Source organism: Brevibacterium sp. CSND-B09 (genome assembly GCF_052906525.1).
Window position 1 is genome coordinate 2874651 of sequence record NZ_JBREGI010000001.1, and the last position, 17971, is coordinate 2892621.

General features: G+C 64.0%; 20 protein-coding genes. 8 read left to right on the forward strand and 12 right to left on the reverse strand.

Annotation, left to right across the window (positions count from 1 at the left end; translation table 11 throughout):
• Positions 1-31: 31 nt before the first annotated feature.
• Positions 32-1255, forward strand: a complete 1224-nt coding sequence (locus ACU4IU_RS12845; RefSeq protein WP_446656930.1) for a hypothetical protein — start codon at positions 32-34, stop codon at positions 1253-1255.
• A 78-nt stretch (positions 1256-1333) separates the two neighbouring features.
• Here ACU4IU_RS12845 and ACU4IU_RS12850 read toward each other — a convergent pair whose 3' ends face one another.
• Positions 1334-1897: a hypothetical protein gene (locus tag ACU4IU_RS12850; RefSeq protein WP_446656931.1), complete on the reverse strand. Its 564-nt coding sequence runs from the start codon at positions 1895-1897 to the stop codon at positions 1334-1336.
• 110 nt (positions 1898-2007) lie between these two features.
• Here ACU4IU_RS12850 and ACU4IU_RS12855 point away from each other — a divergent pair, with 110 nt between their 5' ends.
• Entirely contained in the window at positions 2008-3240 is a 1233-nt protein-coding gene (locus ACU4IU_RS12855; RefSeq protein WP_446656932.1) for an MFS transporter, read from the forward strand.
• Between the two features lie 77 nt (positions 3241-3317).
• Here ACU4IU_RS12855 and ACU4IU_RS12860 read toward each other — a convergent pair whose 3' ends face one another.
• Complete coding sequence (locus ACU4IU_RS12860; RefSeq protein ID WP_420095758.1) at positions 3318-3659, reverse strand: ArsR/SmtB family transcription factor; 342 nt, start codon at positions 3657-3659, stop codon at positions 3318-3320.
• A gap of 16 nt (positions 3660-3675) precedes the next feature.
• On the opposite strand from ACU4IU_RS12860, the gene ACU4IU_RS12865 reads away from it, so the two are divergent.
• Positions 3676-4191 carry an SRPBCC domain-containing protein gene (locus ACU4IU_RS12865; protein ID WP_420096094.1) on the forward strand — a complete coding sequence of 172 codons (516 nt, stop codon included), beginning with the start codon at positions 3676-3678 and terminating at the stop codon, positions 4189-4191.
• A gap of 10 nt (positions 4192-4201) precedes the next feature.
• Here ACU4IU_RS12865 and ACU4IU_RS12870 read toward each other — a convergent pair whose 3' ends face one another.
• The gene (locus tag ACU4IU_RS12870; protein WP_259357465.1) at positions 4202-4735 is read right to left on the reverse strand and encodes a DoxX family protein; all 534 of its coding nucleotides are present in this window, start codon (positions 4733-4735) and stop codon (positions 4202-4204) included.
• 114 nt (positions 4736-4849) lie between these two features.
• Here ACU4IU_RS12870 and ACU4IU_RS12875 point away from each other — a divergent pair, with 114 nt between their 5' ends.
• Positions 4850-5401, forward strand: a complete 552-nt coding sequence (locus ACU4IU_RS12875) for a TetR/AcrR family transcriptional regulator (protein ID WP_446656933.1) — start codon at positions 4850-4852, stop codon at positions 5399-5401.
• Positions 5402-5455: 54 nt separating this feature from the next.
• Here ACU4IU_RS12875 and ACU4IU_RS12880 read toward each other — a convergent pair whose 3' ends face one another.
• The 4 genes from ACU4IU_RS12880 to ACU4IU_RS12895 all read right to left on the reverse strand — a co-directional run bounded on the left by ACU4IU_RS12880 (position 5456) and on the right by ACU4IU_RS12895 (position 9804).
• Positions 5456-6907, reverse strand: a complete 1452-nt coding sequence (locus tag ACU4IU_RS12880) for an MDR family MFS transporter (RefSeq protein WP_446656934.1) — start codon at positions 6905-6907, stop codon at positions 5456-5458.
• Between the two features lie 311 nt (positions 6908-7218).
• Positions 7219-8229, reverse strand: a complete 1011-nt coding sequence (locus tag ACU4IU_RS12885; protein ID WP_446656935.1) for an aldo/keto reductase family protein — start codon at positions 8227-8229, stop codon at positions 7219-7221.
• 73 nt (positions 8230-8302) lie between these two features.
• Positions 8303-8671 carry a hypothetical protein gene (locus ACU4IU_RS12890; protein WP_172170428.1) on the reverse strand — a complete coding sequence of 123 codons (369 nt, stop codon included), beginning with the start codon at positions 8669-8671 and terminating at the stop codon, positions 8303-8305.
• Positions 8672-9438: 767 nt separating this feature from the next.
• Positions 9439-9804 (reverse strand): VOC family protein, encoded by a 366-nt coding sequence (locus ACU4IU_RS12895; RefSeq protein WP_172170430.1) that lies wholly within the window; start codon positions 9802-9804, stop codon positions 9439-9441.
• Between the two features lie 157 nt (positions 9805-9961).
• Between ACU4IU_RS12895 and ACU4IU_RS12900 the strand changes: the two genes are divergently transcribed.
• On the forward strand, positions 9962-10924 hold the full coding sequence (locus ACU4IU_RS12900; protein WP_172170432.1) for a helix-turn-helix transcriptional regulator: 963 nt from the start codon (positions 9962-9964) through the stop codon (positions 10922-10924).
• A gap of 42 nt (positions 10925-10966) precedes the next feature.
• Here ACU4IU_RS12900 and ACU4IU_RS12905 read toward each other — a convergent pair whose 3' ends face one another.
• The 5 genes from ACU4IU_RS12905 to ACU4IU_RS12925 form a co-directional block, all read right to left on the reverse strand.
• Entirely contained in the window at positions 10967-11272 is a 306-nt protein-coding gene (locus tag ACU4IU_RS12905) for a helix-turn-helix transcriptional regulator (RefSeq protein WP_172170434.1), read from the reverse strand.
• A gap of 330 nt (positions 11273-11602) precedes the next feature.
• The gene (locus ACU4IU_RS12910; protein WP_172170436.1) at positions 11603-12265 is read right to left on the reverse strand and encodes a GntR family transcriptional regulator; all 663 of its coding nucleotides are present in this window, start codon (positions 12263-12265) and stop codon (positions 11603-11605) included.
• Positions 12262-13668 (reverse strand): MFS transporter, encoded by a 1407-nt coding sequence (locus tag ACU4IU_RS12915; RefSeq protein ID WP_172170438.1) that lies wholly within the window; start codon positions 13666-13668, stop codon positions 12262-12264. Before ACU4IU_RS12915 ends, ACU4IU_RS12910 begins: the two co-directional genes overlap by 4 nt.
• Before the next feature lie 97 nt (positions 13669-13765).
• Positions 13766-14422: an NAD(P)-dependent oxidoreductase gene (locus ACU4IU_RS12920; RefSeq protein ID WP_259357472.1), complete on the reverse strand. Its 657-nt coding sequence runs from the start codon at positions 14420-14422 to the stop codon at positions 13766-13768.
• The gene (locus tag ACU4IU_RS12925; RefSeq protein WP_446656936.1) at positions 14419-15366 is read right to left on the reverse strand and encodes an EamA family transporter; all 948 of its coding nucleotides are present in this window, start codon (positions 15364-15366) and stop codon (positions 14419-14421) included. Before ACU4IU_RS12925 ends, ACU4IU_RS12920 begins: the two co-directional genes overlap by 4 nt.
• Positions 15367-15445: 79 nt before the next feature.
• Here ACU4IU_RS12925 and ACU4IU_RS12930 point away from each other — a divergent pair, with 79 nt between their 5' ends.
• Genes ACU4IU_RS12930 through ACU4IU_RS12940 form a run of 3 tightly spaced genes read left to right on the forward strand, consistent with a single transcriptional unit; the run spans position 15446 to position 17971 of the window.
• Complete coding sequence (locus tag ACU4IU_RS12930; RefSeq protein ID WP_420097257.1) at positions 15446-16327, forward strand: LysR substrate-binding domain-containing protein; 882 nt, start codon at positions 15446-15448, stop codon at positions 16325-16327.
• Positions 16328-16364: 37 nt separating this feature from the next.
• Entirely contained in the window at positions 16365-17120 is a 756-nt protein-coding gene (locus ACU4IU_RS12935) for an enoyl-CoA hydratase/isomerase family protein (protein ID WP_139468221.1), read from the forward strand.
• Positions 17121-17164: 44 nt separating this feature from the next.
• Positions 17165-17971, forward strand: a complete 807-nt coding sequence (locus tag ACU4IU_RS12940) for a thioesterase family protein (protein ID WP_446656937.1) — start codon at positions 17165-17167, stop codon at positions 17969-17971.

Below are 17971 nucleotides of genomic sequence, written 5' to 3' on the forward strand. Positions count from 1 at the left end.
TTCCCCGAATTCGGAGGAATTAACAAAATTGATGCACGATCAGCAGAATATTCAGAGCATTCCTTCCCCAGAGACAACTGAAGCAGAATTCGACGTCGATGACTATCTCGAGTTGTATTCGTCGGCGCGGAAGAAGGACAAAGGGTGGATCCTCGACGAGGTCATGATCCTCACCGGGTGGTCACGTGACCATGCGCGGCGCCGCCTGGCGGCCTTCCGCATCGGGGAAGACGATGACTACGACGATCCGCCCGCCGACCAGCAGGCGTCGAGGTGCTGCAAATACTCACCTGAATCGCGTGCACTCCTCGTCCGGATCTGGGAGTGGTCTGGGTTCCAGAGTGGAAAGTACCTGGCCGCTGTGATGCCGCGGCTGCTCGATGCGGCCGAGCGACACGGTGCCCTGGTGCCCGACCGCGACGGTTACAGCCTCGAGGTCCGGTCCGAGCTGCTCGCCGTCAGTCCGGCGTCGATCGACCGGTATCTGCGCACCGCGCGAGCCGAGGACTTCCGAGACCGTCGGGTGTCGACGAAACGATTCACCAGTCCCAGCGAAGACTTCCTCGACTTCGCTTCGGGACCGAACGAGTACGAACCCGGATTCTTCCTCGTCGACACCATTGCCCACGCAGGACCGACCCGGGCCTCGAACTGTGTGTTCACGATCAGCGCCTCCTGCCTGCACACCGGTTGGGTCTTCACCCACAGCCTTGCCGACAACGCTCCGGGCACCATGGTGGACGTGCTGCAGTGGTCGCTCGATGAGGTGCAGGGGAATCCCCTCTGGGTCAATGCCATCGAGCTGAGCAATGCCGATGGCACCGTCCACGAGGCGACCGACCGGTGGGCGCGGGGACTGGATATCCATTTCAGTCCGGTGCTCAAAGATCTCCGCCGCGATCGGCTTCCGGAAGCCTCGCGGCATCAGCATCTCGTCCATGAGTACGGCAATATCCGCCGCTATGACACCGAAGAGGCCCGGTCTGCACTCAACGGACTTTGGCGCGCGGTCGATGACCGGCTCAACTACTTCACTCCCACGCGCAAACCGGCTGGCTGGGCCGATGACGGTGACGGCGACCAGCGGCGAATCTACGACGAACCGCGCACACCGTTCGAACGTCTGCGCGCAGCGGGAGTCATGTCACCGACGCAGGAGGACGAGCTCACCCAGTATGCGGATGGTCTCGACCCGGCCCGACTGACCGAGGAGATCGTGTTCTGGCAGAGGCGTCTGCAGGAGCTGGCCGCCTGAGAGAGTTCCGTTCCCACGCCGCCGGCAGAGCATCGTGTCCGCTGGCTGTCGGCAGATCCGCCCCGTGGGGGTGAAGACTTAGTCTCGTTCCTGCCGCGAATAGGCGATAAGCGCCCGGTACAGGTCGATCGGGGCGCAGTTGGCGCCCTTGGCCAGGGACTTCATGAGTTTGCGGTAGGTCTGATAGTCCATCTGCGCCGGATTGTCCGTGGGCACGAGAGCGAAATCGTGCAGAACGGTCAGCGCCCGGGAATCCATGATGGAGAACTTCTTGGGATTGACCACGGTGAGCAGGGTGCTGGCCATCGGAATTCCCACTCCGGGCAGCATCTGCAGCAAAGGCAGACGGAAGCGGTTGGGTGTGTCATCGTCGAGCGCGACGCCGGTGACGAAGTCGATGTCATCGGACGAGATCTCCTCGAGGCTCGGCAGAACTCCGATGGCCTTCCACTCGGCGACCTTGAGGAAATGCTTGCGTTTGAACGATTCGCGGACCTTCGTCTTCGGGCCGATATCACTGAAGATCTCCGACTCGAGGTCCGTGAGGGCATAGAGCGGTTCGAATTTGAGGACGAATGCGGTGTCGATGGTGCCACTGGGAGCGTCGCGTTTGAGGTCCGAGCTGAGTTCCGATGAGTTCATGGACCGATGGTAGGCGATCATTCTGACGTGGAGGTGAACACTTCTCCACCAGATGGACGGCAGATGGTGCGGGCACGGCAGATGCAGTGCCGATGTCGTAACCTCGGACTATGGACCCCGAACATCCGTCTCAGGCGACGTACACCCCGGCTCTGTTGGGTCTGGTGTGGACGGCGATGTTCGGGTTCTCCGCCTTCTTCTTCAGCTATTCGACGATGGTGACGATTGCGGCGACGGACGGACTGTCGACCGTCACCGGCGGGTCCGTGCTGACGACGATGATGATCGGTGTCATCGTCGCCCAGCCCTTCGCCCCGTGGGCCGGTCGCGTCTTCGGTTTCAAGGCCTCGCTCATGCTGGCTCTAGTCCTGCAGTTCCTCGGCCAGCTCCTCGGACTCTTCGTCACCCCGCCCCTGTTGGCACTCGTCCTCGCCGGACTCTGCGGAGGCGTCGGGTTCGGGCTCTTCGTCGTCCTCGCCAATGCCGCGGTCCCAGGAACGACCGCGCCGGGACGGACCGGCAAGGCGCTGGGCTTCTTCGGTGGGATCACTTCCCTGGCCGCGGCCGTCGGAGCTCCGCTGGGGCTGTGGTTGGTTGAGACGATCCCGATCTGGACCTTCCGCATCATCGTCTGCGCCTGTCTCCTCCTGGCCATCCCCACTGTGCTCAAATACGTACCCGGTCGGCCGCCTCGGCGTGGGAATGACGATTCGGGAGCATCGCCGAGCGGCAACGAGACGGTCGGGGTTCGGTCCGGACGCAACGAGAAGCGGAGCCTCCGAAAAGCAGGACGCTGGGCGGGGGAAGCGCTCGGGCTCGTCCTCATGCTCTCTCCGTTCCTCGTCGGCATGATCGTCTTCGGGATCATCGTCGGCTTCGGTCCGGGCGAGGACGTCGTCGTAGCGGCACTGTTCATCGCCGGGATGCAGATCTCGGCGGTCATCGGACGCTTCGTCGTCGGGGCCGTTTCGGACAGCTTCCCGCCGTTCGCCCTCAACATCTTGGGCCTCGTCCTGACGGCGATCGGGCTGGTCTGCGCTGTCGTCTCCTACGGTGGGACGCTGTTCGTCTCGATGCTCGTCATCGGATTGGGATTGGGCGCCATGCAGTCGGCAAGTCTCGTCATGGCCTTCGCCGCGGTCAGTTCGCCGAGCCGGGCCAGCGTCGCATGGAATATGAACTTCGACATCGGGCTGTCCGTCGCAGGTGTGGTCGGCGGGCTCGGTTTCACCTATCTCGGGTCGTCGTCGACCTTCCTGGTGTGTGCTCTGCTTCTGCTGTTCACCGGTGCCCTGTCGTGGATCGCGCGGACTCTGCAGAGGCGGAACAACGGGCACGGCTGAGCTGTCAGCGCGGGCGCTGCTGACCCGGAGACTGCGGGGTGCGACCGAGCCTGTGGTTGAAGGGCAGGGCTGGATCGTCAGCGCGGGGAATCCTCATGGAGCTGCGCGAGCAGTCCGACGGCCGCACGTGTGTACTCGCCGATCCAGCGATCATGGATCCGTTTGATCGGGAGCGGTGCCAGAGCCAGCAGTCGGGTGCGTCCCTCCTTGCGGCCGGTGACCAGCTCGGCGCCCTCGAGTACCCGAATATGCTGCAGCACAGTTGTGCGATCGAGGTCGGGAAACGCCTCGCAGACCTCACCGGTCGTCCGCGGTCGAGTCCGCAGCAGGTCGAGGACGCGTCGGCGGGTGGGGTTGGCCAGGGCCTTGAAGACCGCATCGTCGGATTCATCCGAGCCTGTTCCCAACTCCCGTGACATGTGGTAAAAATATCACATGACAGATGAGCAGAGCACCCAGAACACGCCCGTCGAGCAGAACGATCAGTCCCGTCCATTGGAGGAGCTGTCGTTCACGGTCACCGGCTATATCTCGAAGACTCCTCATGAGACCTATGAAGCGGTCGCTGATCCCGAGCAGCTCTCGCACTACTTCACGACCGGCGGCGCCCGCGGCCGTTTGGAGGCCGGGGCCGACGTGACGTGGGACTTCGCCGACTTCCCGGGCCGATTCCCCGTCGAGGTCGTCGAGAACATCCAGGACGAGAAGATCGTCATCCGCTGGGAGGGTTCCGACGACTCCGTGGAGAGTGACACGACAACGACCTTCGAGTTCACTCCCGTCGATGACGGTGCGCGGACGCTCGTGACGATCACTGAGAAGTCCTGGAAGCTCACCGAAGGCGGAGCTCAGGGTGCCTTCGGCAACTGCATGGGCTGGACCGGAATGCTCTCGGCTCTCAAAGTTTGGGTCGAGCACGGAATCAACCTCCGCGAGGGCTACTACAAATAGGCCCGGGACGTCAGCGCCCGGACGGTCCCGCCGCAGAGTCCGATGTCGTCACAGTGCCCGACGTGCGCTGCCTTCGTGCTCCCCGTTGTGCCCGGATCTCCGGAATGAGTACTGCGAGGACCGCGGCAAGGAAGACGGCCTGCATTACTGTGCGCGGCACCAGCTGATCGTCCCACGGCAGATTCTCGCCGGTCAGCGCCAGATGCACATTCGCCGGGAACATGACGATGAGCATCAGTCCCAGCCCGCCGGCCGCCCACGGGCGAGTCGGGCGCAGCAGCAGGCCGAAGGCTCCGAGCAGTTCGAGCACCCCGGTCACGGTGACGAGCGCAGCTGCTGCTGGAAGCCATGGCGGCACCATGTCGATGAGAGCCTCGCGCATGCCGACGAAATGTGAGATGCCGGTGACGATGAACATCACGGCCAGCCCGAACCGGATTGCCACCGGCCATGTACCAAGGCCATGTTCGGCCGCCGCCGAGTTGAAGCGTCCGACGGCGTAGACGGCGAGAGTGGTGATGAGGAGAAAGAGCAAGGGTGCCATGAGAGGCTCCTTCGATGAGCGAGGCCTTGCGGCCGCGACGAATCTTTACAGTGAAAAGATAGATCGCCGACAAGCATCTTGTCAATGAAAAGTTTGCTCCGGTACGATCGGACTGTGACTTATCATCATGGGGATCTGCGTCGAACCCTGTTGGCGGAGACCGCCTCGGCGATTGCCGAAGACGGCGTGGCCAAACTGAGCATGCGTGCGCTGGCGAAGCGGGCCGGCGTCTCCAACGCCGCTCCGACGTATCATTTCGGTGACAAATCCGGTCTGCTCACGGCGCTGGCGACCGAAGGATACGACCGCCTGGCGGAGGCGATGTCCGGAGTCGACGAAGGCGGCGGACTCATCGACCGCGGAGTCGCGTACGTCGAGTTCGCGCTCGCCTGCCCATCCCACTTCACGGTGATGTTCCAACCCCGGCTGCTCCACGATGACGACGCCGAACTGACTGCGGCCCGTCAGCGGGCGTGGGCGGCGCTCTCGGTTGGAGTGGCGACGACCAGATCGGGGCCGGATTCCGACTTCGGGGTGGCGGCGTGGTCGCTTGTCCACGGATACGCCACTCTGGTGCTCAGCGGAGCAGTGGAGCCCGAAGACGCACTGAGACAGGCGCGCATCGTGGCGGGCCACCTCGTCGAGGGTGCCGACAGGAGCGGTTGAAGGATCGGGCCGGATCCGCTGATGTGGCGGTGAGGCACCTGCGGTGCCCCGGAATCACTTGCCGGTGACCTTCTTCTGCCCCGGTTCGAGTCCGTGGGAGTTCTTGATGAAGAACGCGCCGATGACGCCGAGGATGCCGACGCAGGCGGCGACGAAGAACGCGACGTTCGCGCCGTGGACCAGGCCTGCCATGCCGTAGGTCTCCGGGTTCCGCGCGGCCGAGACCATAATCGTCACGAGCGCCGCGGTGCCGACCGACGCCGCGATTTGGCGCAGCGTGTTGTTCAGGGCAGTGCCGTGGGGGATGAGGTGCGAGGGCAGCTGGTTGAGCGCGGCCGTGGTCACCGGCATCATCACCATGGCCACACCGAACATGCGGATCGTGTTGACCACGGCGAGGTAGACGAACGAGGTGTCCGGTTCCAGTCGGGCGAAGAGGAACGTGGTTCCGGTGAGCAGGACGAAGCCGGCGATCGCGAGCCATTTGGCGCCCACGGCGTCGAACACGCGACCGGTCACCGGTGACATCAGTCCCATCACCGCGGCGCCGGGGAGCAGAACCAGACCCGACTCCATGGCCGAGAAGTCATTCATGTTCTGCATGTACAGCGGCAGGACCATCATGCCGCCGACCATGACGATGAACACGCACATGCCCAACAGGGTGTTGAGCGTGAACATGCGGTAGCGGAGGATGCGGAACTCGAGGATCGGCTGTTCGAGCTTGAACTGGCGGGTGATGAAGAACGTCAGCGTGATCGCGCCGATGACCAGCGGGATGAGCACCTCGGCGCTGAGCCAGCCGGCGTCACCGGCGGAGCCGAAGCCGAACAGCAGTCCGCCGAAGCCGAGGGTGGAGAGGATGATCGAGAGGACGTCGAGTCGGGGGAAGGTGCGTTCGGTGACGTTCTTGAGCAGGAAATAGGCGACGATGAGATCGATGATCGCGATCGGCAGCATCATGTAGAACAGCGTCTGCCACGGAAGGTGGTCGACGATCCAACCTGAGAGGCTGGGGCCGATGGCCGGGGCGAAGGCGATGACGAGGCCGAAGGTGCCCATAGCCGATCCGCGTTTCTCGACGGGGAAGATCGCGAAGAGAATCGTCTGCATGAGCGGCATGATGATGCCGCCGGCTGAGGCTTGGATTACGCGTCCGATGAGCATCACCGGATAGACCGGGGCGATCGCGCAGACGAGGGTGCCGATGATGAACAAGCCCATCGCGGTGAAGAACAGGCCCCTCGTCGTGAACTTCTCGATGAGGAACGCGGTCACCGGAATCATGATGCCGTTGACGAGCATGAAGCTCGTCGTCACCCATTGTGCGGCGCCGGAGGTGATGTCGAAGTAGTGCATGAACGCCGGCAGGGCGGTGTTGAGCAGCGTCTGGTTGAGGATGATGACGAACGCGCCTGAGACGAGAACCGCAAGCACGAGGTTCCGGTTGACCGGGGTGCCTTCTGACGGTTCCTTCTGAATGTCGTCTCCGTTCGCCAATGGCATCCCCTCACCTGTTCGTCGTCTGCGTCTCTTCTCGTCTTCCAGCGTCAGCTCGCCCGAGGCGGTGTGCTGAATCGGCCCCTCTTTGCGCCTGGAAATAAATTCCTTGGTTATATAACCGCTTCATGCAGTTTAACCCACCACACTCGCCGAGGCGGCCCCGGGTCGGTGTGAGATTCGTCGAGTTCATCTCCCGGTTGGGTGACGGACACCCGTTACCGCGGAGCTTTTGTCGCCGGTGAGGAAGTTTCCGACCGCGGCCCCACCAAGGGACCGCGGTCGGAATCAAGACGGTCGGTCGCCTCGGTGAGGGATCAGGTCAGGCGGGTGGCCGGTGATTGGGTCTTGTTGGGGTCGGTCTCCGGCAGGTCGCCGAGGATGTCGTCGATGCGAGTGAGGACGTCCGCGTCGAGGGTGACCCCGGCGGCCTCGGCGTTCGAGGCGATCTGCTCGGGGCGGGAGGCGCCGACGAGGGCGGTGGCGACGTTGTCGTTGGACAGCACCCAGGCGATCGCGAGCTGCGCCATCGTGATTCCGAGCTCGTCGGCGATCGGTTCGAGCTTCGCCACGGCCGTCAGCTTGTCGTCGTGAAGATAGCGGCTCCTGATCGATTCAGCGCCGCCGCCGTCCTCGTCGGTTGCCCGGGATCCGGCGGGGACCGGCTGGCCGGGCTTGTATTTGCCGGTCAGTGCGCCCTGGGCAATCGGGGACCAGACGATCTGCGAGATGCCGAGTTCCTTCGACGTCGGGACGACCCGTTCTTCGATGACGCGCCAGAGCATGTTGTACTGCGGTTGGTTCGACACGAGCTGGATGCCGAGGTCGCGGGCCAGGTGGTGGGCGGCGCGCAGCTGGTCGGCGTTCCATTCGCTCACACCGATGTAGAGTGCTTTGCCGGAGCGGACGATGTCGGCGAAGGCCTGCATCGTCTCTTCCAGCGGGGTTTCGTAGTCGTAGCGGTGGGCTTGGTAGAGGTCGACGTAGTCGGTGCCGAGTCGGCGCAGCGAGCCGTTGATCGACTCCATCATGTGCTTGCGCGACAGGCCGATGTCGTTGTGTCCCTTGGGTCCGGTGGGGAAGTAGACCTTCGTGAAGATTTCGAGCGATTCGCGCCTTTGGCCCTTGAGTGCGTCGCCGAGGACCTGTTCGGCGACGGTGTTCGCATAGACGTCGGCGGTGTCGAAGGTGGAGATGCCCGCGTCGAGGGCTGCGTGCACGCACTTCGTGGCGGTGTCATTCTCCACCTGCGAACCGTGCGTGAGCCAGTTGCCGTAGGTGATCTCGGAGATCTTGAGTCCGCTGTTTCCCAGATATCTGTGCTCCATGACCTCAGCCTACGACCGGGCGCGGAAGTGGGGAACCCCTCGCCGAGGCTGGGTCAGAATCCCGCGGGCCCTGTCACTTGGTCAGGGTCGGGAAAATGGAATCAGGCTGGGCTAGGTCCACGATGACATGTCCAATGGCGCTGGACTCGACCTTGGCAGCCACGATCTCCCCGCTGTCGGGATTGACAACGACCGTGGCAGGAACAGCTGATTCGTCGATCTCTTTGATCTTAGCTGGATCGGTCGTCGCCCCAGGGACGAGGTCGAGCGGGTCGGCTTCCGCACCGTCTTCGAGCAGCGAATCGATGCGGTCTCTTTCTTCGGCAGGGGAGTTGGAAATCTGTCCAGCATCCGGATCGGGTATGGCCATCGCGGGTTGGGCAGAGACCAAGGTGCCGGCGGCCATCGCCAGTCCGCTGACAGTCAGCGCAAGCTTCTTCATGGTCGTCCGTTCTGTAGGGGAAGTCCGGAACCAGACCATCGTACCCAGCTCCTCGCTCGGCTCTCTTGACCGACACGAGTTTTGGGCGATCGCCTAGTTCCGGCTGTCAGTCCTTATGCGGGCGCAGTCGCCCGGCTTCGACCGCGTCTGTAAAGAGCTGAGACGAGAACACCCACTAGCACTCCAACTGTGATCCCGGTCCAACCGATGATCACCGTCGCCGAATTGAATTGCGCTCGGCCGAGTGGAATCAGCAGATACTGGACGACCTCGACCGCGAGTGAACTCAATAGGGCCAGCGAACCGAAAAGCATGACATTCCGTCGCCTGGAGTACAAGCCGCTCGCGAAGCCTGCCGGTGCAAAGAGCAGCAGGTTCATCGACTGCCAATTCACATGGGTCAGCGTACCCGGAGAGGGCAGAGACCAGATCCACACCCGTGTGGTTCGCAGCCCCTCGTGAGCCTCGAACGCTTGGCTTGAAGGAGTGAGAGTCGCGGCAAGGATCAACGACAGACTTGCTAACCACAGGAAGACGACTGCGGGATGTTCGTGGATCTGTCTCCCAAGGCGTCTCGAGACGATTCCGGCGATAATCGCCCCGAGGGCGAATACCGGCAATGCGAATGGCAGAGCAGCCAGATACCTGAGCATTCACATCCTCGCACAGTTCGAATTGCCGGTCGGCATAGTCGTCCTGAATCGTATCGCCAATCTGTCCGACTGTTAGCCAGCGCTTCCGTGCTGACCCCTTCGCCGAGGCGGAGATCAGTCCACGGGCGAGACGCGGATGAGATTCCCGTCGGGATCGGCGACGACGAAGGTGCGCCCGAAGACTGCGTCGTAGGGCTCGGAAACGACAACAACTTCCTTTGCGGTCCAGTCGGCGAAAACAGCATCGACTGCTTCTGCGGTTCCGGGCACCATGAGTCCGACTTCTGACGTGCGCACTGATGTTTTTGTGACTGACTCACTTGCGCCGCTCCAGAGGGAGAACAGAACTCCCGGTGCGATTTCGAATGAGACGTAGTGGGGTGTGACCATCTCGGGTTCCATCTCGAAGAGGTTGCTGTAGAAGGCCGTCGAGGCGGCGGTGTCGGTGACGTAGATGAGGAACAGGTTCGGTGCAGGCATGAGGTGCTCCTTCTGTTTGCTGGTTTTCGATGATTTCGACGTTCGGTGACCTTCAGTTCGGTCGCCGTGGTTCTACACTGACAGCAATAGATGACAGCCCATGTCATGTTTGGAAACGAGCTCGGAAAAACTCTCTGCAGGGGGGAGGAGGAACGAAGTGAAACGTCCGCAGCGATTGCTGTCGATCATCGTGGCGCTCCAGTCCGCTGGTCAGACGACGGCTGCTCGTCTGTCCGAACAGTTCGGTGTTTCGGTGCGAACGATCCTGCGTGACATCGACGCATTGATCGAAGCGGATGTGCCGGTCGTTGCAGCGCCCGGCCGCTACGGCGGGATCTCCCTGCAGACGAGAACGCAGATCGACGTGAACCGGCTATCCGCAACCGAAGCGGAGGCGCTGGCGCTGGTCGGTTTGGATTTCAGAAGTGCGCGCCATCTCGGCCTCGAAGAGGGAATGCTGCGGGCCTTCCAACGCTTAGACGCGCGGCGGCCAAAGCCGTTCGAGCGGACAGATCAGCAACTTATTCCTCTCCGTGAAGTGGTCGAGATCGATAGCTCGGCATGGTTCGCCGACGAAGCGGCATTCGACTTCGCTGACCTCGTCGTTTGCCTCCGGTCGGCCCGGCGATTGCAGATCGAATATCGGTCAAGCGGGAAAGCTGAAACGCGAATCTATCAGGTCGACCCGTATGGTCTCTATCTGCGAGGCGGGCGGTGGTACCTCATTGCCGATGTCGATGGGAATCCGCGCATGTTCGCCATGACCCGAATGCGGAAGTGGACTGTTCTTGAATCTGTACGGACGCTCCGGCCGGAGACGACGCTGCAGGGTGTTGCGCAATTTTTGGTCGAGCGTCTGGAGAGCCGAGAGGACGTATTTGTGACGGCTCTTCTCGAGGTCGGAGGAGAGGATATTGCGCGCAGGATCCTCGGCAGTCGACTGCGTTCCGTCGAACAAGTGCCGACTGATGATGCGAAAGTACGGATCATCGTCGCTTACGACCAACTCGACGGAGTCAGGCAGCTCATGCAATTCACCGACCACATCGAAGTCATCGATCCACCGGCGGCGCGGGAGCTGGTCAGGAAGCTGGCCGCCGACATGGCGGCACGACATTGAGGTATCGCTGGTGCGACGTGCGGCGACCACAGCCAGGACGAATCAGGCGATCTGGATTCGAGTTTCTCCGAAGACGAAGTCGAGTGTCAGGTTTCCGCCAACTGCTTCCAGGTAGCGCCGAGCAGTGCCGATCCTGGTGTTCTCAATGTCTCCGTGCTCAATCTTGGAGACTTGACGCCGTGAAACACCAATTCTGTCTGCAACTTCCTGCTGTGTGAGGCCTGCGTTGGATCGCAGTTCTTTCAATTGGTAGGCGCGCACCTCAGCAAGCATCTTCTGCTTGTGTCGTTCGACGTTCTCGCGGTCGACCGGGTGATGGGCGAGGAACTCGCTCAGCGTGTCAGCCATACTTCTCACTTTCCTTTCAGTCGCAGCATGTGTTGAGCGTCCTGAGAGCAGATGAATGTCCACCTTCCACATCTTCCAATATAGAATCTCTAGGTTCTGAACTCATTAGTGTGAAGATCGCGATTTCCGAGGAAGATGCCGGGACGTCCGGAATCACGCCAAAGGCGCCCGCCGCCGCATATTCGCGATGGCAATGTCGTTGCGGAGCGGATGCACCGCGGCACCTTGCCAATTCGGTACACCTTCCTCTGGACTGCCCACTGAAGAAAGTGATCACCTCAGAGAAGGATGTACCGAAACGCGTGTTGGCAGCAGGGTCAGCGGTTGAGCTCAGTGCGCCGGGCCGGCGTTCTCCGCAATATGCTCCCGCAGGGTCGCCGCGAAAGCTGCGGAATCGCCGGAGCGCAGATGTGCGACAAGGGCCTCGTGTTCGGCGATGAGTTCGTCCGAACGGTCGAGCAGGTGTCGGCTGTTCATGAATAGGGTGAATCGGTGCCGGTCGGAAAGCAGCGAATACATCTCGAGCATCACCCGGTTGTCCCCTGCCTCGACGAAGCCGCGGTGGAACTCCAGGGTGAGTTCGATGAATCGGGCGACATCCCCCTCAGCGAAAGCGGCCCGATGCTGCGTGATGAGAGCGCCGAGTTTCTCCGCCAACCGTTTCCGCATGGGTTCGGATGCCCGCTCGACAGCGGTCGTCTCGAGCACATAACGGGCATCGGCGAGCTCGGAGACCGTGCGTTCGTCGATGCCTTGGACGATCGCCCCGCGCTTGGGATAGATGTGGATCCACCCCTCGTCCTGCAACCGGGCCAGGGCCACGCGCACCGGGGTGCGGCTGACGCCGATCTCGGTGGCCAGCGCCGCCTCGCCGAGCATCGTGCCGGGCGTGTGAGAGCCGTTGATGATCTGCCCGCGGATGACCGAATAGGCGCGCTCGGCCGCGCTCATTGATTCGGTCGCCGTTCTCGAGGATCCTGTCTTCTTACTCATTTCCCCACCCCGTCCTGTCTCGCGGCGGCAGCGGGCCGGTCGGCCGCCTCGGCGGGGGCGGGTGCGCGGCGTCCGGGCCAGCTCATCAGCGGAATCGCGCGGATCGAGAATCCGACGGCGACGAGCAGGACGAACGTGGCCATGAGGTTGATCCACAGGAATCCGCCGGCGCCGAGCACGGACCCGGCCATCGCCGCCATGAGCGCCCCGCCGAGGTTCATCGCCGAATCCGAGGCGCCCTGCAGCGGCACCTTCGCATGTGCCGGCACCGAGGCGGTGAGCAGGGACGAGCCGCCGATGAGGAACATGGACCATCCGATTCCGAGCAGCGACAGCGCGGTCGACAGCAGCACCATCGACGACTCCGGGGCCACCGCATCGATGACGCCGAGGACGATCGTGAGAACGAAGATACCGGCCCCACCTGCGATGACGACGCCCGAACCCCACCGGTCGGCCATCCAGCCGAACACGGGGGACAGGGCGTACATGCCGGCGATGTGGATGCTCACGACGATTCCGATGGCGCCGAGGCTGAACTCCTGGTGATCCATGTGCACCGGGGTCATGACCATGACGTTGGTCATCATCATCTGCCCCGCGATGATCGTGATCATCGCAAACAGCGGCACCGGGCGGGCCAGGGCGAAGCGCAGCGCTTCGCCGAGTTTCATCGGGGGAGGGGCGGTCGCCTCGGTGGTGGTGGACTCGTCGGTCTGTGCGGAATCCTTAGCCGAGGCGGCCCCGTCGTTGTTCTCGGTCGTGCCTTCACCGTCGTGGCCGGGATCGTCGACCCCGGGTTCGCCGGGGTGGTCGGTTCCGGCAGCCACCGACTTCGTCAGCGTCGAGGCCGACAGTGTGGCCAACGCGAACGCGACCATGGAGATGAGGTAGGGCCCGGCCAACCCGTTCATGCCCAGCGTTTCGCCGAGGTGGGCGCCCGGGGCGGTGAAGCTGGGGCCGAGGACGGAGCCGACGGTCGTGGCCCACACGACCAGGGACATCGCGCGACCAGCGGCGGCCGGGTCGGCGAGGTCGACGGCGGCGTAGCGGGCCTGCAGGCCCGAGGCGGTCGAGGATCCGCACATCATCATCCCGAGCATGAACAAGGGCAGGAACTGCAGAGCGACGCCGATGAGGACAACCACGGCGCCGAGCGTGCCGATGCCGAAGCCCAAGGTCAGCGCCTTGCGACGGCCGGAGCGACCGGCGAGCACGGCGAGGGGATAGGCGATGAGGCCGGCGCCGAGGATGACGCTCATCTGCGCGAATCCGGCCATTGAGGTCTGCCCGGTGATCTCTTCGGCGAGCAGTCCGCCGACGGCATACCCGGAGGCGATGCCGGCTCCCGAGAGGAGCTGGGCAGTGATGAGTTTGGCCTGTTCGCGGATGTGGCTGGTCATGGTGGTCTCACATCGTCGTGGTGGTCAGGACTCACTCACACTAACTTGCATCCATCTTGGATACAAGAGTGAGTCTGGCCGCGCATCGCTCACCGCGTCAGCGAGCAGCGACGGTGAAGTGGCGTTCGCCGCTCGGGACCTCGATTTCGTCGACGACGGCCACCGCCAGATCTTCGGCGCTGATCCAGGAGCGTCCGTCGAGGTCAGTGAGCAGGATCGTCGTGCCGCGCCGATAGTCGCCGAGGCGGTCGCCGGGTTCGAGGACAGCCGGAGGGCTGAGGTAGGTCCACCGGCCCGCTGGGTGATTCCGGCAGACCTCGAGTTGGGCGAGACTGGCCGCAGCGAGGTCTCTCCACTCCTCGGCGACGAACTCAGGATCGTTGAGGACGATGGAGTCGGGATCAACCGGGGACCTCAGCGGACCAGCCCCGCCGACGACGAGCAGCGGCACCCGCGCGTGGGCGGTGGCTGTCAGCACCGCCTCGGTGAGGGAAAGGAACTGTGACGTCTGTCCTGGTGCGGCCCGGACGGTGAGCACTGCCGCATCGGCACCGGCCAGCGCCGTGTCGAGGTCGGAGGCGATGTGAGCGTCGACGGGGAGAGCCTGAACCCTGGGATGGATTGCGACAGTGGGAACGGCGGATGTGTTATTCGGACGGCGGGAGGCGGCGATGATGCCATGGCCGCGGTCGGCCGCCTCGGCGACGATGCGGGAGCCGACCATTCCGGTGGCTCCGATGACGGTGATCTTCATACTGCGGGTTCCTTCTCTGTGCGGTTTGATGTGCGTGCACGGTTGAGTGCGGTCGGGGAGAGCTGACCGCAGGCTAGTGCTGCCAGAGCGAGGACGAATCCGGCGATCTGCGCGAGGTTGAGGCTCTCACCTGCGAAGACGACGCCGAGTCCGGCAGCCACGAGCGGGGAGAGCAGTCCGAGCAGGGCGGTTGCGGTGACCGGCAGGCGTCCGAGGCCGCGGAACCACAGGGTGTACGCGAGCAGCCCGCCGATCCCGCCCAGCCACAGGTATCCGGCGATACCTGGAGCGTCGACCTGTGCGGGGACGCCTTCGATGAGCAGGGTGGGCAGGAAGAGGACGAGTCCGCCGGCGCTCAGCTGCCAGCTCGCGAAGCCGACCGGTCCGATGCCTGGCGGCAGTCCCCATTTCTTGACGAGGATGACGCCGGTTCCCATCGAGGCGGCACCGAGGATGCCCGCTGCGATGCCGACCAGATCGAAGCCGGCACCGGGGCCGAGGACGACGAGACCGACGCCGGCAACGCCGACGAACCCCCAGCCCAATCGCCACACCGACAGACGCTCACCGAGGACGATGACTGCGAGGACGGTGACGAGGATCGGCTGCGCGGCTCCCAGGGTCGCAGTGACCCCGCCGGGCAGGCGAGCGGCTGCGACGAACAGGAGCGGAAAGAAGATCCCGATGTTGAGCGTGCCGAGCACCACTGCTTTCCACCACCAGGACCCGGCGGGCAGGCGGCGGGCGATGAGGAGGCCGATGAGGCCGGCCGGAAGGGCGCGCATGAGGGCGGCGAAGAGCGGATGGCCCGTGGGCAGGAATTCCGTGGTCACGAGGTAGGTCGAGCCCCAGACGGCTGGGGCCAGGGCGGTGAGGACGGTGGCTCCGACTCGTGAGTGCGTCGGTGACGGGGCGGATGGGGTGGGCGTGGTCGTCGTTGTCATGACACCAGCGTCAGCCCGCGCACTGCCATGAGTCCAACACATTGTTTTCATCCGATCAATGAACTGAGATCATTAATGGATGGAGTTGCAGCAGCTGCGCTATGTCCTCGCCGTCGCCGAGGAGCGGAATTTCACCCGAGCGGCGACGAAGACTCATGTCGTCCAGTCGGCGTTGAGCCATCAGATCAAGGCCCTCGAACGCGAGCTCGGCGTCCGACTCTTCGCCCGGACCAGCCGCAGAGTCGAACTCACCACAGCCGGGCACGCCTTCGTCGCCGGTGCCCGAGCCACCCTCGACGCCGCGGATCGGACCGTCACCGAGGCGGTCGCCGCTACAGGACAGATGCGCGGAAGTCTGAGCGTCGGAGCGATCCCGACGGTGACCCGACTCGACCTCGTCGCCGTGCTCGGACGGTTTCATCGGACGTATCCGCAGGTGAGCGTCGGATTGAGTGTGGGCGGCAGCGTCGATTTCATCGAGCGGATCCGTGCCGGGTCCCTCGACGCGGCAGTCCTCGGATTGCCGGAGGCGGCGGTGCCGACCGGGGTGGCAAGTCAGGTGCTGGCTCGGGAGAGGCTCGTGGCCGTGCTCGGTCCCGGGCACCGGTTCGCGCGGCGCAAGCGCCTGCGGCTGGCCGATCTTACCGACGAGGTATTCGTCGACTTCCCAGCCGACAGCCCCGGCAGGTCCCAGTCGGATCGGGCTTTCGCCGAGGCGGGACTGACCCGGACGGTCGCGTTCGAATCGATGCTTGTGGACATGATGCTCGACCTCATCGCACACGACCTCGGCATCGCGTTGCTTGCCCCGGCAGTTGTGCCGGAGGGGCGAGGACTGATCACCGTGCCCGTGGTCGACGGGCCGAAGCGCGTCGAATACCTCGCCTGGAGCGAATTCAATCCGAGTCCGGCGGCGTCGGCCTTTGTCGAGTCGGCGTTGGCGAGCCTTGGGGCGGAATAAGGTTGAGGAAGCGACACATTCACAGGCAGGAGCCCGCATGATCAGGCAAGACCGCACCGACGACATTCTTACCGTCACCATCGACAATCCGGGGCAGGCGAATGCGCTCACCGAGGACATGCTCGGACAGCTCATCGACGCCTTCACCGAGGCGGGTGCTCACGAGAGCCTGCGCGCGGTCCTGCTTACCTCGGCCGGCGGACGCGGATTCTCAGCCGGAATGGACACCGCACAATTCGCGCACACGAGTGCGTCGCGGGCGTACGCGACGATCAGCCGCCTCGGCGAGGTGTGCGAAGCGATCAAGGACTGCGCCCTTCCTGTCGCCGCCGCCATCGACGGCTACTGCATCGGCGGGGCCGCCGAGATCGCCGCAGCCGCGGACTTCCGCATCGGCAGCCAGGACTCCTGGTATTCGATGCCCGAGGTGCGCATCGGCATCCCCTCGGTGCTCGAATCGGTCAACCTCCACCGCCTGATGGGCTGGACGAAGGCGACAGAGTTCGTGCTCACCGGCAACTGTTTCTCCGCCGCTGACATGCTCGCCTGCGGCTTCCTCAACGACTCCGTCGACGGGTCGGTCGAGGAGCGCGCACTCGAGCTGCTGCGCGACACCACACGCGCCGATCGGGCCGTCATCGCGCAGCAGAAGCGACTGCTGCGGACGTGGAAGAACACCTTCGAGGCGCAGGCGATTGCCGATAGCAAGAAGGAGTTCGCGCTCGCCTTCGCCGCGAAGAACGAGACTGCCGACCCCGGCTCGGGCGACTCAGACCCCGAGGGCAAAGTCTGAGGTCGGGCAGAATGGTGGAAACGCTCAACGACTGAGGAAATTGCATGACAGACAACGAGGTCAGCCCGCTTCCCGAGGCCTTCTACCTTCCGCGCGGCGAGGACGAATTCGACTCCACACGTGCGACGACGAGCCCGTGGGATGAGGCGATGCAGCACGGCGGCCCGCCCGCCGCGCTGCTGGCCAGGGCCGTCGAACGAGTCCGTGAGGACGAGGCGATGAGCATCGGGCGGCTGACGATCGACATGCTCGGCCCCATCCCGCAGGGCCGTATCCGCACCGAGGCGACGATCATGCGTCCGGGCAAGCGCATCGAACTCGTCGAGGCCAAACTCTGGGCCGAGGACCGCCTCGCCGTGACCGCGACAGCGTGGAGGATGCGGTCCACCCCGGAATCCAGCGCCGAAGTGGCCTCGACCTTCGACACCTCGGCGGTGCCGGAACCGCAGGAGCAGAAGTATTTCCCCGGCATCAGCCCCGACTGGGGGTATGGCCGTGCCATCGAGTGGCGCTTCGTCTCCGGCGGTCTCCAGGAACTCGGGGCGGCCGACGTCTGGGTGCGACCGCGCATCCCGCTCGTCGCTGGTGAGGAGACGAGCCCGATCCAACGCTTCGTCATCGCTGCGGACTCGGCGAACGGCCTCTCGGCGGCGGTTCCGTTCGGCGAGTGGACGTTCATTCCGCCGTCACTGTCGCTGACCTTCGCTCGCGAACCGCGGTCGGAGTGGCTGAACATGAATGCCCGCACCCACGTCGGCCCTGATGGGCGCGGTGTCACGGACGGTGATCTGGCCGACGAGCACGGATATGTCGGATCGGTGATCCAGCCGTTGCTCATCGCCCGGCTCTGA

Coding starts and splice junctions, on each gene's coding strand:
- ACU4IU_RS12935 (WP_139468221.1), top strand. CDS start 16,365: ATGATCAGGCAAGACCGCACCGACGACATTCTTACCGTCACCATCGAC.
- ACU4IU_RS12885 (WP_446656935.1), bottom strand. CDS start 8,229: ATGGAGCACAGATATCTGGGAAACAGCGGACTCAAGATCTCCGAGATC.
- ACU4IU_RS12870 (WP_259357465.1), bottom strand. CDS start 4,735: ATGGCACCCTTGCTCTTTCTCCTCATCACCACTCTCGCCGTCTACGCC.
- ACU4IU_RS12905 (WP_172170434.1), bottom strand. CDS start 11,272: ATGGCTGACACGCTGAGCGAGTTCCTCGCCCATCACCCGGTCGACCGC.
- ACU4IU_RS12850 (WP_446656931.1), bottom strand. CDS start 1,897: ATGAACTCATCGGAACTCAGCTCGGACCTCAAACGCGACGCTCCCAGT.
- ACU4IU_RS12915 (WP_172170438.1), bottom strand. CDS start 13,668: ATGACCAGCCACATCCGCGAACAGGCCAAACTCATCACTGCCCAGCTC.
- ACU4IU_RS12855 (WP_446656932.1), top strand. CDS start 2,008: ATGGACCCCGAACATCCGTCTCAGGCGACGTACACCCCGGCTCTGTTG.
- ACU4IU_RS12845 (WP_446656930.1), top strand. CDS start 32: ATGCACGATCAGCAGAATATTCAGAGCATTCCTTCCCCAGAGACAACT.
- ACU4IU_RS12925 (WP_446656936.1), bottom strand. CDS start 15,366: ATGACAACGACGACCACGCCCACCCCATCCGCCCCGTCACCGACGCAC.
- ACU4IU_RS12895 (WP_172170430.1), bottom strand. CDS start 9,804: ATGCCTGCACCGAACCTGTTCCTCATCTACGTCACCGACACCGCCGCC.
- ACU4IU_RS12890 (WP_172170428.1), bottom strand. CDS start 8,671: ATGAAGAAGCTTGCGCTGACTGTCAGCGGACTGGCGATGGCCGCCGGC.
- ACU4IU_RS12910 (WP_172170436.1), bottom strand. CDS start 12,265: ATGAGTAAGAAGACAGGATCCTCGAGAACGGCGACCGAATCAATGAGC.
- ACU4IU_RS12865 (WP_420096094.1), top strand. CDS start 3,676: ATGACAGATGAGCAGAGCACCCAGAACACGCCCGTCGAGCAGAACGAT.
- ACU4IU_RS12940 (WP_446656937.1), top strand. CDS start 17,165: ATGACAGACAACGAGGTCAGCCCGCTTCCCGAGGCCTTCTACCTTCCG.
- ACU4IU_RS12860 (WP_420095758.1), bottom strand. CDS start 3,659: ATGTCACGGGAGTTGGGAACAGGCTCGGATGAATCCGACGATGCGGTC.
- ACU4IU_RS12920 (WP_259357472.1), bottom strand. CDS start 14,422: ATGAAGATCACCGTCATCGGAGCCACCGGAATGGTCGGCTCCCGCATC.
- ACU4IU_RS12930 (WP_420097257.1), top strand. CDS start 15,446: ATGGAGTTGCAGCAGCTGCGCTATGTCCTCGCCGTCGCCGAGGAGCGG.
- ACU4IU_RS12880 (WP_446656934.1), bottom strand. CDS start 6,907: ATGCCATTGGCGAACGGAGACGACATTCAGAAGGAACCGTCAGAAGGC.